This is a genomic window from Streptomyces sp. NBC_01214 (assembly GCF_026340975.1).
GTDB lineage: Bacteria > Actinomycetota > Actinomycetes > Streptomycetales > Streptomycetaceae > Streptomyces.
On the sequence record NZ_JAPEOS010000002.1, the window covers coordinates 2084501 to 2095983 of the forward strand.

Sequence of the window (11483 nt, forward strand, 5' to 3'; positions counted from 1 at the left end):
AATGAGCCCCGGCAGGACGGAGTCCGATGCACGAGATGTCGATCGCCATGGCCGTCGTGGGCCAGGTGGAAGAGGCGGCCCGGTCGGGCGGCGCACAGGCCGTCACCTCCGTACGACTGCGGGTCGGTGAGCTGGCGGGGGTGGTCCCCGACGCCCTGGCCTTCTGTTTCGAACTGGCCTGCGCCGGCACGGTCCTCGAAGGCGCCGAACTCGTCACGGAGTCCGTGACGGCCCGCGCCCGCTGCGGCTCCTGCCCCGGCGCCTGGGCGGTGGGCATGCCCCCCGAACTGTGCTGCCCCGGATGCGGCAGGGCCACGGACGTGGAACTGCTCTCGGGCCGTGAGCTGGAGATCCTCAGCGTGCGCTGGGAAGACGGCCCCGCCGGTGCACCTACCCGCGAACCGATTCCCGAGGAGGCCTGAACCATGTGCCGAGTGGTCGATCTGCGGCAGGCGGTGCTCGCCAAGAACGACGCCACCGCCCAGGTCCTGCGCACCGAACTCACCGCCCGCGGTACGACGGTGGTCAACCTGCTCTCCAGCCCCGGCAGCGGCAAGACGGCGCTGCTGGAGCGCGAACTGCTCCTCGCGCGGGAGCGGGGCGTGGCCGTGGCGGCGCTGACGGCCGACCTGGCCACCGAGAACGACGCGCTGCGGCTGGCCCGTTCGGGCGTACCGGTCAAGCAGGTCCTCACCGACGGCCTGTGCCACCTGGAGGCCGCGATGCTCGGCCGGCACCTGAACGGCTGGCTGCCCCGGGACACCCGGCTGCTCTTCGTGGAGAACGTGGGCAACCTGGTCTGCCCGGCCGGCTACGACCTGGGGGAATCGCTGCGGGTGGTGCTGGCCTCGGTGACCGAGGGCGAGGACAAGCCGCTGAAGTATCCGACCGCCTTCGGACTGGCCCAGCTGGTGGTGGTCACCAAGACCGACATCGCGCGGGCCGTCGAGTTCGACGAGGCCGCCTTCCGCGCCAACGTCGAGCAGGTCAATCCCGGTGTGGAGGTGGTGCTCACCTCGGCGCGCGCCGGTACGGGCCTGGGCGTCCTGCTCGACCGGGCGCTGGCGGCCGGGGCGGGGACCGGGACGCACCAACCGGTGATGGCCCGTCAGCAGCAGGCGCACGCGCACGGCCACGGCCACGACCACGGGCATGGCCACGAGCACGAGCACGAGCACGAGCACGAGCACGAGCACGAGCACGACCATGACGAGGACCACGGCCACGGCCACGGCCACGATCACGATCACCCGCACGTCCACACGGTCGCGCAGACCCGCTGATGGAGGCGGTGCAGCGGCGCCGGGTCACCGTCCGGGGCGTGGTCCAGGGCGTCGGCTTCCGGCCCTACGTCTACACCCGCGCGACCGGTCTGGGCCTGGCCGGGCACGTCACCAACACCCCCGAGGGCGTCGTCGCGGAGGTCGAGGGCGCCCCGGCGGCGGTGTCGCGGTTCTGCGAACGGCTCGCGGCGGACGCACCCCCGCTGGCCGTGGTCGACGCCGTCGACCACTGGGAGGTACCCGTCGCGGGCGGCACCGGATTCACCATCATCGCCTCCCGGACCGGCGGCCCCGCCCGCACGCTGGTCTCCCCGGACGTGGCCACCTGTACCGACTGCCTCACCGAACTCGCCGACCCGGCCGACCGGCGCCACCGCCACCCCTTCATCACCTGCACCCACTGCGGGCCGCGCTTCACCATCGTCACCGGGCTGCCGTACGACCGCGCCCACACCACCATGGCCCCCTTCCCCATGTGCCCCGACTGCGCCCGGGAGTACGGGGACCCGGCCGACCGCCGCTTCCACGCCCAGCCGGTCGCCTGCCCGGCCTGCGGCCCCCGCCTCAGGCTGCTCACCGGGAGACCACCCCGCGAGAGCACCGACGCGGACCCGGTCGCCGGGGCCCGGCGGCTCCTGGCGGCCGGCGCGATCCTCGCCGTCAAGGGCCTGGGCGGCTACCACCTGGCCTGCGACGCCACCCAGCCGGGCGCCGTCGCCGAGCTGCGCCGGCGCAAGGCCCGCGGGGACAAGCCCTTCGCCCTGATGGCCCGGGACCTGGCCGACGCCGAGCGGTTCGTGCACATCGGCCCCGAGGAACGGGAGCTGCTCACGGGCGGCGTACGGCCCATCGTGCTGCTCCGCCGGCGCGCCGGCGCGGACGGCCCGGACGGGGTCGCCCCCGGCGCTCCGGACCTCGGCGTGATGCTCCCCTACACCCCCGTCCACCACCTGTTGCTCGGCCTGCCCGGGGACCCGCCGGGGCCCCGGCTGCTGGTCATGACCAGCGGCAACCTTTCGGGGGAGCCCATCGTCACCGACGACGCCGAGGCCCTGGACCGGCTCGCCGCCCTCGCCGACGCCTGGCTCACGCACGACCGCCCCATCCACGTCCCGTGCGACGACTCCGTCGTGCGGGTGTGCGACGGCGAGACGCTGACCGTACGCCGCTCGCGCGGGTACGCCCCGCTCCCGCTGACCCTGCCCGTGCCCGTCCCCGCGAGCCTCGCCGCGGGCGGGGACCTGAAGAACACCTTCTGCCTCGGCGAAGGGCGCCGGGCCTGGCTGTCCGCCCACATCGGCGACATGGACGACCTCGCCACCCAGTACGCCCTCGAAGGCGCCGAGCGGCAGCTGGAGTCCATCACCGGCGTCGCCCCCGTGCTCCTCGCCGCCGACCGGCACCCCGGCTACCGCTCCACCCGGTGGGCGGAGCGCGCCGCGGGCGCCCGGCCGCTCGTCCGCGTCCAGCACCACCACGCGCACATCGCCTCCGCCCTGGCGGAACACGGCCGGGGCGCCGGCCGCCCGGTGATCGGGGTCGCCTTCGACGGCACCGGCTACGGCGACGACGGCGCCGTGTGGGGCGGCGAGGTCCTCCTCGCCGACTACGCCGGGTTCACCCGGTTCGCCCACCTGGCCTACGTGCCGCTGCCGGGCGGCGACGCGGCCGTGCACCGCCCGTACCGCATGGCGCTGTCCCATCTGCGGGCCGCGGGCATCGACCGGACCCCGGATCTGCCCTGCACGGCCGCCTGTCCGCCGGAAGAATTCGCGGTGTTGGAGCGCCAGTTGGAGCGGGGCCTGAACTGCGTCCCGACCTCCAGCATGGGCCGCCTCTTCGACGCCGTCTCCTCCCTGGCCGGCATCTGCCACCTGGCCGGCTACGAGGCGCAGGCCGCCATCGAGCTGGAGGGCGCGGCCCTGGGCGCGGGCGGAGCCGATCCCGGACCCGGCTACGCCTTCGGCCTGCACGAGCCGCCCGGCCCCGACGGCGGGCCGGTCACCGCCGATCCGGCGCCCGTGCTGGCCGCCGTGGTGGCCGACGTCCGCGCCGGCACGGACCCGGCGCTGATCGCGGCCCGCTTCCACACCGGTGTCGCCGCCCTCGTCGCCACGCTCTGCGCGCTCGCGCGCGAGCGGCACGGCCTGGACACCGTCGCCCTGACCGGCGGGGTCTTCGCCAACACCCTGCTCTCCTCGGCGTGCGCCCGGCGCCTGGGCGCCGCCGGATTCACCGTCCTGCGGCACGGCCGGGTCCCCCCGAACGACGGCGGGCTGGCCCTCGGCCAGCTCATGGTGGCCGCCGCGCACCACGCCCCCTGACACGCCCCCTGACACGCCCCCCGACACACCCACAGCAAGGAGAAGCCCATGTGCTTGGCGGTGCCCGGCAGAGTGCTCGACATCGGGGAGAAGGACGGCACCCGCATGGCCACCGTCGACTTCGGCGGTGTGCAGAAGGAGGTGTGCCTGGAGTACCTACCGGACCTCCAGGTGGGCGAGTACGCCATCGTCCACGTGGGCTTCGCCCTCCAGCGCCTCGACGAGGAGTCGGCCAAGCAGACCCTCGAACTCTTTACGCAACTCGGGATGTTGCAGGAGGAGTTCGGCGACCCGTGGGAGCAGGCCGCCGCGGCCGGCGGCGACCCCTGGCCCTTCGCCGACGACCCCGGTCCCGAACCCGCGCCCGCGCCCGCCCTCACCGCACCGCAGGAGGAAGTCCAGCCGTGAAGTACATCGAGGAGTTCCAGGACCCCGCCCTCGCCCGCCGGCTGCTGGACGACATCCACGCCACCGTGACCCGCCCCTGGGCCCTGATGGAAGTGTGCGGCGGCCAGACCCACACCATCATCCGACACGGGATCGATCAACTGCTGCCGGAACAAGTGGAGTTGATCCACGGACCGGGCTGTCCGGTGTGCGTCACCCCGCTGGAGGTCATCGACAAGGCGCTGGAGATCGCCTCCCGCCCCGATGTGATCTTCTGTTCCTTCGGGGACATGCTCCGGGTGCCCGGGACCGGCCGCGACCTGTTCCAAGTGCGCAGCGAGGGCGGCGACGTACGCGTCGTCTACTCCCCGCTCGACGCCCTGCGGATCGCCCGGGAGAACCCGAAGCACCAGGTGGTCTTCTTCGGCATCGGCTTCGAGACCACTGCGCCGCCCAACGCCATGACCGTCCACCAGGCGAAGAAGCTGGGCATCCCCAACTTCAGCCTGCTGGTCTCCCACGTCCGGGTGCCCCCGGCGATCGAGGCGATCATGCAGTCGCCGAGCTGCCGGGTCCAGGGCTTTCTCGCCGCCGGGCACGTGTGCAGCGTGATGGGCGTGCGCGAGTACCCCGAACTGGCGGCGCGCCACCGGGTGCCGATCGTGGTGACGGGCTTCGAACCGCTGGACATCCTGGAGGGCGTACGCCGGGCCGTACGGCAGCTGGAGCGCGGCGAACACACCGTCGACAACGCCTACGCGCGCGCCGTGCGCCCCGAGGGCAACCCGGCCGCCCTCGCCATGCTGGAGGACGTCTTCGAGGTCACCGACCGGGCCTGGCGGGGCATCGGCGTCATCCCCGACAGCGGCTGGCGGCTGTCGGAGCGCTACCGGGACTTCGACGCCGAACACCGCTTCTCGGTCACCGGCATCAACACCCGTGAACCGGCCGAGTGCCGCAGCGGCGAGGTGCTCCAGGGGCTGCTGAAACCGCACGAGTGCGAGGCCTTCGGCACGCTGTGCACTCCGCGCAGCCCGCTCGGCGCCACCATGGTCTCCAGCGAGGGCGCCTGCGCCGCGTACTACCTCTACCGTCGGTTGGAGCTGGGGACCGTGCCCGCCGCCGCGACCGCCCCGACCGCTGCGAGCGCCCCGCTGGAGGCGAGCCCCGTTGTCTGACACCGCACTCGACATCACGGGCTGGACCTGCCCGGCCCCGCTGCGCGACCGCCCCCGCGTGGTGATGGGCCACGGCGGCGGGGGCGCACTCTCCGCCGAACTGGTCCAGCACCTCTTCGCCCCCGCCTTCGGCGGTGACGTGCTCGCCCAGCTCGGGGACTCCGCGACCGTCACCCTGGGCGGCGTCCGGCTGGCCTTCTCCACCGACTCCTACGTGGTGCGGCCGCTGTTCTTCCCCGGCGGCTCCATCGGCGACCTCGCGGTCAACGGCACGGTCAACGACCTGGCCATGAGCGGAGCCGAAGCGGCGTACCTGTCCTGCGGATTCATCCTGGAGGAGGGCGTCGAGATGTCGGTGGTGGCGCGCGTGGCCGAAGCCATGGGCGCGGCCGCGCGCGCGGCGGGCGTGGAGGTCGCGACCGGAGACACCAAGGTCGTGGAAGCGGGCCACGGGGACGGCATCTACATCAACACCGCGGGCATCGGGCTCATCCCCGACGGGGTGGACCTGCGCCCGCAGCGCGTCGTACCCGGAGACGTCGTCATCGTCAGCGGTGAGATCGGGCTCCACGGCGTGGCGATCATGAGCGTCCGCGAGGGGCTCGAATTCGGCGTGGACGTCCAGAGCGACTGCGCGGCCCTGGGCGGCCTCGTCCGGAGCATGCTCGCCGTCACCCCGGACCTCCACGTCCTGCGCGACCCCACCCGGGGCGGCCTCGCGGCCTCCCTGAACGAGATCGCGGCCGCCTCGGGCACCGGTGTCGTGATCCACGAGGGTCGCGTCCCGGTCCCCGCGGCCGTCGCGAACGCCTGCGCGATCCTCGGGCTCGACCCGCTCTACGTGGCCAACGAGGGCAAGCTGGTCGCCTTCGTCCCCCGCGAGCACGCCGACGCCGTCCTCGACGCCATGCGCGCCCATCCGCTGGGCCGCCGCGCGGCGGTGATCGGTGAGGCCGTCGACGCCCACCCGGGCCTCGTCGTGGCCCGCACCGCCCTCGGCGGCACCCGCGTGGTCGACCTGCCGATCGGGGAGCAGTTGCCGCGCATCTGCTGACCGGCACCGAGAACGGGTGCCGAAGGCGGGTGCCGAAGATGGGTGCCGGCCCCGATGTGCGGTGGCGGTGGGCCGGGCGATGCTGGGGGTGTCCGCGAAGCCAGCCCCTCCCTGCCGATGAACACCCCCGTGTCCCGACGGCGTTGACCTGGAGCGGCCCCCGCTCCCGCGCCGTCGCCCGGTCGACGGAAAGGAGCGGGGCCGTGCCGCGCATGTCACGATCCGACGGTACGAGGGCCGACGGCCCCGGCCGGAGCCCCCGCGCAGAGCGCCCGAGGCCCCCGAGGCTGCCGCAGAGCCCGCGGTCACCGCAGAGCCCGCACCGGCCCCGGGCACACCGCCGGGCCGGCGCCTGGCTGGCCGTCTTCCTGGGGGTCTGGTGCACCGTGGCCGGGGCCACCCTGCCCAACGGCCTCGTGTTCGCGGCCGGCCTGGTCGTGGCCGCGCTGGCGGTGAACCGCTTGGGTGCGGAGCCCCGTACGGCCCGCAGGGCGAAGCCGATGACTCCGCCCTGACCATCAGGTCGTCTCGTACGGGCCCCGCCGGAACCAGACCGGGTCCGTCCGCCCGGCGGGATGCGCTACGGCCGGCCGGCGGGATCCTGGTCGGGAGTCGGCTCCGCGACGGCCTCCGGGGACCGCGCGGGGGAGGGTACCGCCGAGAGCAGCGGGGTGTCCACGGCGCGCCGCCCCCGGAACCAGCCGGCCAGCGGCTCGGTGTAGCGGGCGGTGAGCGGCCCGATCACCACGAGGATCAGCACGTAGGCGGTGGCCAGCGGCCCGAGGGCCGGTTCGATGCCCGCGGTGACGGCGAGACCGGCGATGACGATCGAGAACTCCCCGCGGGCGACGAGGGTTCCGCCGGCCCGCCAGCGGCCCTTGACCCCGACCCCGGCGCGCTTCGCGGCCCAGTACCCGGTGGCGATCTTCGTACCCGCGGTGACCAGGGCCAGCGCGAGCGCTGGCAGCAGTACGGGCGGGATGCTGGCCGGGTCGGTGTGCAGGCCGAAGAAGACGAAGAACACCGCGGCGAACAGGTCCCGGAGCGGGCTGAGCAGGGTGTGCGTACCCTCGGCCACCTCACCGGACAGGGCGATGCCGACCAGGAACGCGCCGACCGCGGCGGACACCTGGAGCTGCTGGGCGATGCCCGCGACCAGCAGGGTCAGACCCAGGACGACGAGGAGCAGCTTCTCCGGGTCGTCGCTGGAGACGAACCGGGAGATGAGCCGCCCGTAGCGGACGGCGACGAACAGCACCGTGCCCGCCACGCCGAGCGCGATCGCCAGGGTCAGGCTGCCCGCCGCGAGGCCGACCCCGGCCAACAGCGCGGTGACGATCGGCAGGTAGACGGCCATGGCCAGGTCTTCCAGCACCAGGACGCTGAGGATGACCGGGGTCTCGCGGTTGCCGAGGCGGCCGAGGTCGCCCATCACCTTGGCGATGACGCCGGAGGAGGAGATCCAGGTGACCCCCGCCAGGACCACGGCGGCGACCGGGCCCCAGCCCATCAGCAGCGCGGCGACCGCGCCGGGTACGGCGTTGAGGGTGAAGTCGACCAGCCCGGCCGGGTACTGGGTCTTGAGGTTGGAGACCAGATCGGTCGCCGTGTACTCCAGCCCCAGCATCAGCAGGAGCAGGATGACGCCGATCTCGGCGCCGATCGCCACGAACTCCTCGCTCGCGCCCATGGGCAGCAGCCCGCCCGTGCCGAAGGCGAGACCGGCCAGCAAGTACAGGGGTATCGGGGAGAAGCGGAAGCGTCCGGCGAGCCTGCCCAGCAGGCCCAGTCCCAGGATGATCGCACCGAACTCGATCAGGAAGAGAGCAGAGTGCACAGGCGATCACTCCCGTCCGAGTAGGGAGGCGGCCGCGTCGACGCCCTCGCGGGTGCCGATCACGATGAGCGTGTCCCCGCCGGCGAGGCGGAAGTCGGGCGCGGGGGAGGGGCGGGCCTCGGCCCGCCGCAGGACCGCCACGATCGAGACCCCCGTCTCCGTCCGCATCCGGGTCTCGCCCAGCAGCCGGCCGTTCCAGTACGAGTGCGCGGACAGCTCGATGCGCTCGGCGACCAGCCCGAGGTCGGTGGTGTGCAGGAGGCTGGGGCTGTGGTGCGCGGGCATCAGGGCGTCGATCAGAGAGGTGGTCTCGGCCCCGGACAGGTGCAGCGACTGGGCGCACGCATCAGGATCGTCCGCGCGGTAGACGTTCACCGTACGGGTGCCGTCGCGGTGGGCGATCACCGACAGGTGGCGCCGCTCGCGGGTGGTGAGGTCGTACTGGACCCCGATGCCGGGCAGTGGCGTGGTGCTCATCCGTGGAGCGGGCACGGCTCTGTCCCCCCTTGCTTCGTGTTCGACGGTGGTGCGGCGCAGCTCCGGCAGAAGGCGGGCTTCAGCTGCTGCGCGGGCTCATGGTGCCACCTCGCACAGGGGGTGGGATATGGGTGTCGGCACGGATGGACAAGCGCCCCGGCGGACGACAGGCTGAGGCGGGGACACCGGTCCCACCGCAGGTCACCGCAGGTGCGGGAGCGTATCGGCGGGGATAGTGGAAGCAGGCGGTCCGTCGGAGCGGCGGATCCCGGAACGAGCGGAGGGACGCCCGTGTCGCTGTACTGGCGGATCTTCCTGCTCAACGCGGCCGTCCTCGTCACCGCCGTCCTGCTGCTGTTCGGCCCGGTCACCGTCTCCACCCCGGTCCTCTTCGGCGAGGCCGTCGTGCTGCTCGCCGGCCTGGCCGCCATGCTGATCGCCAACGCCGCCCTGCTCCGGATCGGCCTGGCACCGCTCGGCCGGCTGACCCGCGCGATGAGCGCGGTCGACCTGCTGCGCCCCGGCGGCCGGGCCCGGGTGGAGGGCCCCGCCGAAGTGGCCGAGCTGACCACCTCCTTCAACGCCATGCTGGGCCGGTTGGAGGCCGAACGGGCCGGCAGCAGCGCCCGCGCCCTCTCCGCGCAGGAAGCCGAACGACGGCGCATCGCCCAGGAACTCCACGACGAGGTCGGCCAGACCCTCACCGCGGTCCTGCTCCAGCTCAAGCACGCCGCCGACCGTGCCCCGGCCCCCTTGCGGGACGAGCTCCGCCAGGTGCAGGAGACGACCCGCACCAGCCTGGACGAAATCCGCCGCATCGCCCGCAGGCTGCGCCCGGGGGTCTTGGAGGAGCTCGGGCTGCACAGTGCCGTGCGCGCGCTGACGGCCGAGTTCACCAGCGGGTCGCTGACCGTGCGGCACGTCATCGGCCCCCGCGTGCTCCCGCTGGACGAAGCGGCCGAACTCGTCGTCTACCGGGTCGCCCAGGAGGCCCTGACCAACGCCGCCCGGCACGCGGGCGCGAGCGAGGTCGAGGTGCACCTGTCGGCCCGGCCCGGCGGGGCGGTCCGGCTGCTGGTGCGGGACAACGGCCGGGGCATCGGTCCCGCCGGTGAGGGCGCGGGCATCCAGGGCATGCGGGAACGGGCCCTGCTGATCGGCGCGGACCTCGCCATCGGGAGCGGCCCGCAGGGCGGCACCGACGTACGGCTGGACGTGCCCGCCATCACCACGGCCGCCGCCGCGACCACGGAGGGGAACCCTTGACCACCCCGGAGCGCGCGCCGACCCGCGTCCTGCTCGCCGACGACCACGCCCTCGTACGGCGCGGGGTCCGGCTCATCCTCGACGCCGAGCCGGACCTGACGGTGGTCGCCGAGGCCGGGGACGGAGCGGAGGCCGTCGCCCTGGCCCGTACCGGTGAGGTGGACCTCGCCGTCCTCGACGTGGCCATGCCCCGGATGACCGGACTGCAGGCCGCACGGGAACTCTCCCGGCTGCGGCCGGAGCTGCGCATCCTCATCCTGACGATGTACGACAACGAGCAGTACTTCTTCGAGGCGCTCAAGGCCGGGGCGGCCGGATACGTCCCCAAGTCGGTCGCCGACCGCGATCTGGTCGAGGCGTGCCGGGCGGCGATCCGGGACGAGCCGTTCATCTACCCCGGGGCCGAGACCACCCTCATCCGCAACTACCTGGACCGGGCCCGCCAGGGCGATCCGCTGCCCGCCCGGGCGATCACCGAGCGCGAGGAGGAGATCCTCAAGCTCGTCGCGGAAGGCCACTCCTCGAAGGAGATCGGCGACCTCCTCGTCATCAGCGCCAAGACCGTGGAGCGCCACCGGGCCAATCTGCTCCAGAAGCTGGGGATGCGCGACCGGCTGGAGCTGACCCGGTACGCGATCCGGGTCGGACTCATCGAGCCGTAGGGGGTGTTCGCCCCCCACCCTCGTAGCTACGAGGTGGTGCTGCCCGGGCCCCGTCCCCCAGCATGGCGCGGGGGACCGCCCGTCCGGGCGCCGTCCACGGGCCGGGAGGGGAAGACGTGCTGCGGTATCCGAGCAGGCTGCGGGCGCTGGTGCTGATGTGCCTGGCGGGGCTGGTGCTGGCGGGTGCGCCCGCACCCGCCTCCGCGTCCACCACCGCCCCCTCTCCTGCCCCGGTCCCCGCCCCTGCTGCGGCGAAGCCGCTGTTCCAGCTGCCGTTCCCGTGCGGGACCAACTGGCAGCTGAACACCTGGGGCCACAACCCGGCGCTGGACATCGTGGTGGAGGGCAACACCGGCTCCGACGGGCTGCCCGTCCTGCCGTCCGCCGCCGGCACGGTGGCCGCCACGTACTGGACCAACGGTTCGGGCAACACCATCCAGATCAACCACGGCAACGGCTGGTTCACGGCCTACTACCACCTGAAGGACGACCCGGCGACGTACGTCAAGAAGGGCGACGCCGTCCAACCGTCCACCCGAATCGGCCGGATCGGCACCTCGGGCGCCTCCACCTGGTCCCACCTGCACTACGAGCAGCGCTACCTGGCCTCGGGCGACTTCACCGACGAGAGCCACCGCGTCCCGGTCCACTTCGACGGGGTCGAGTACGCGGGCGACGCGAAGGAATGGCCCACCGTCACCAGCCGCAACTGCACCGGCACGCCGCCCCCCGCCTGGCAGGACTGCCCGCCCGGCTACGTCTGCTTCTACTCGGGGGCGGACGGCACGGGCACCGTCTGCCGCTCCGCCGTCGACGAGCCCCGCAGCACGTGCGGGTTGCGCAGGTCCTTCTTCAACAACGGCACGCCGCAGCCGGGTTACGACCACGTGCAGGTGTACTTCCGGGAGGGAGGCAGCGCCTGCCTGCACCGCGGCTGGGACGAGGGGCGCGGAAACCTCCCCGCCGGGGGGCGGACCATCGAGCGCTTCCAATGGCGAGGAGAGTGCTGAAGGGC

General features: G+C 73.5%; 12 protein-coding genes. 10 read left to right on the forward strand and 2 right to left on the reverse strand.

The window, feature by feature from the left end; all coding sequences use genetic code 11:
* Positions 1–26 precede the first annotated feature (26 nt).
* The 7 genes from OG594_RS34165 to OG594_RS34195 all read left to right on the forward strand — a co-directional run bounded on the left by OG594_RS34165 (position 27) and on the right by OG594_RS34195 (position 6741).
* On the forward strand, positions 27–422 hold the full coding sequence (locus OG594_RS34165; RefSeq protein ID WP_266606249.1) for a hydrogenase maturation nickel metallochaperone HypA: 396 nt from the start codon (positions 27–29) through the stop codon (positions 420–422).
* Between the two features lie 3 nt (positions 423–425).
* Positions 426–1283, forward strand: coding sequence for a hydrogenase nickel incorporation protein HypB (hypB, locus tag OG594_RS34170; RefSeq protein WP_266606250.1), 858 nt, complete (start codon positions 426–428; stop codon positions 1281–1283).
* Positions 1283–3607 carry a carbamoyltransferase HypF gene (gene hypF, locus OG594_RS34175; protein ID WP_266606251.1) on the forward strand — a complete coding sequence of 775 codons (2325 nt, stop codon included), beginning with the start codon at positions 1283–1285 and terminating at the stop codon, positions 3605–3607. Before hypB ends, hypF begins: the two co-directional genes overlap by 1 nt.
* 48 nt (positions 3608–3655) lie before the next feature.
* Positions 3656–4015 carry a HypC/HybG/HupF family hydrogenase formation chaperone gene (locus tag OG594_RS34180; RefSeq protein WP_266606252.1) on the forward strand — a complete coding sequence of 120 codons (360 nt, stop codon included), beginning with the start codon at positions 3656–3658 and terminating at the stop codon, positions 4013–4015.
* The gene (hypD, locus tag OG594_RS34185; RefSeq protein WP_266606253.1) at positions 4012–5172 is read left to right on the forward strand and encodes a hydrogenase formation protein HypD; all 1161 of its coding nucleotides are present in this window, start codon (positions 4012–4014) and stop codon (positions 5170–5172) included. The genes OG594_RS34180 and hypD overlap by 4 nt, the downstream gene beginning before the upstream one ends.
* Positions 5165–6226, forward strand: a complete 1062-nt coding sequence (hypE, locus tag OG594_RS34190) for a hydrogenase expression/formation protein HypE (RefSeq protein ID WP_323185373.1) — start codon at positions 5165–5167, stop codon at positions 6224–6226. The genes hypD and hypE overlap by 8 nt, the downstream gene beginning before the upstream one ends.
* Before the next feature lie 212 nt (positions 6227–6438).
* Positions 6439–6741 carry a hypothetical protein gene (locus OG594_RS34195; RefSeq protein WP_266606254.1) on the forward strand — a complete coding sequence of 101 codons (303 nt, stop codon included), beginning with the start codon at positions 6439–6441 and terminating at the stop codon, positions 6739–6741.
* A 65-nt stretch (positions 6742–6806) separates the two neighbouring features.
* On the opposite strand, the gene OG594_RS34200 is transcribed toward OG594_RS34195, so the two are convergent.
* Complete coding sequence (locus OG594_RS34200; protein ID WP_266606255.1) at positions 6807–8063, reverse strand: cation:proton antiporter; 1257 nt, start codon at positions 8061–8063, stop codon at positions 6807–6809.
* A gap of 6 nt (positions 8064–8069) precedes the next feature.
* Positions 8070–8540 carry a cation:proton antiporter regulatory subunit gene (locus OG594_RS34205; protein ID WP_266606256.1) on the reverse strand — a complete coding sequence of 157 codons (471 nt, stop codon included), beginning with the start codon at positions 8538–8540 and terminating at the stop codon, positions 8070–8072.
* Between the two features lie 291 nt (positions 8541–8831).
* Here OG594_RS34205 and OG594_RS34210 point away from each other — a divergent pair, with 291 nt between their 5' ends.
* The 3 genes from OG594_RS34210 to OG594_RS34220 all read left to right on the forward strand — a co-directional run bounded on the left by OG594_RS34210 (position 8832) and on the right by OG594_RS34220 (position 11478).
* Positions 8832–9806: a sensor histidine kinase gene (locus OG594_RS34210; RefSeq protein WP_266606257.1), complete on the forward strand. Its 975-nt coding sequence runs from the start codon at positions 8832–8834 to the stop codon at positions 9804–9806.
* Entirely contained in the window at positions 9803–10468 is a 666-nt protein-coding gene (locus OG594_RS34215) for a response regulator transcription factor (protein WP_202198956.1), read from the forward strand. Before OG594_RS34210 ends, OG594_RS34215 begins: the two co-directional genes overlap by 4 nt.
* A 116-nt stretch (positions 10469–10584) precedes the next feature.
* Complete coding sequence (locus OG594_RS34220; RefSeq protein WP_266606258.1) at positions 10585–11478, forward strand: peptidoglycan DD-metalloendopeptidase family protein; 894 nt, start codon at positions 10585–10587, stop codon at positions 11476–11478.
* The last annotated feature ends 5 nt before the right edge of the window (positions 11479–11483 follow it).

Bases quoted from the DNA above. Each gene is read 5' to 3' on its own strand.
- OG594_RS34165 (WP_266606249.1), top strand. From the start codon at position 27: ATGCACGAGATGTCGATCGCCATGGCCGTCGTGGGCCAGGTGGAAGAG.
- hypB (WP_266606250.1), top strand. From the start codon at position 426: ATGTGCCGAGTGGTCGATCTGCGGCAGGCGGTGCTCGCCAAGAACGAC.
- hypF (WP_266606251.1), top strand. From the start codon at position 1,283: ATGGAGGCGGTGCAGCGGCGCCGGGTCACCGTCCGGGGCGTGGTCCAG.
- OG594_RS34180 (WP_266606252.1), top strand. From the start codon at position 3,656: ATGTGCTTGGCGGTGCCCGGCAGAGTGCTCGACATCGGGGAGAAGGAC.
- OG594_RS34195 (WP_266606254.1), top strand. From the start codon at position 6,439: ATGTCACGATCCGACGGTACGAGGGCCGACGGCCCCGGCCGGAGCCCC.
- OG594_RS34205 (WP_266606256.1), bottom strand. From the start codon at position 8,540: ATGAGCACCACGCCACTGCCCGGCATCGGGGTCCAGTACGACCTCACC.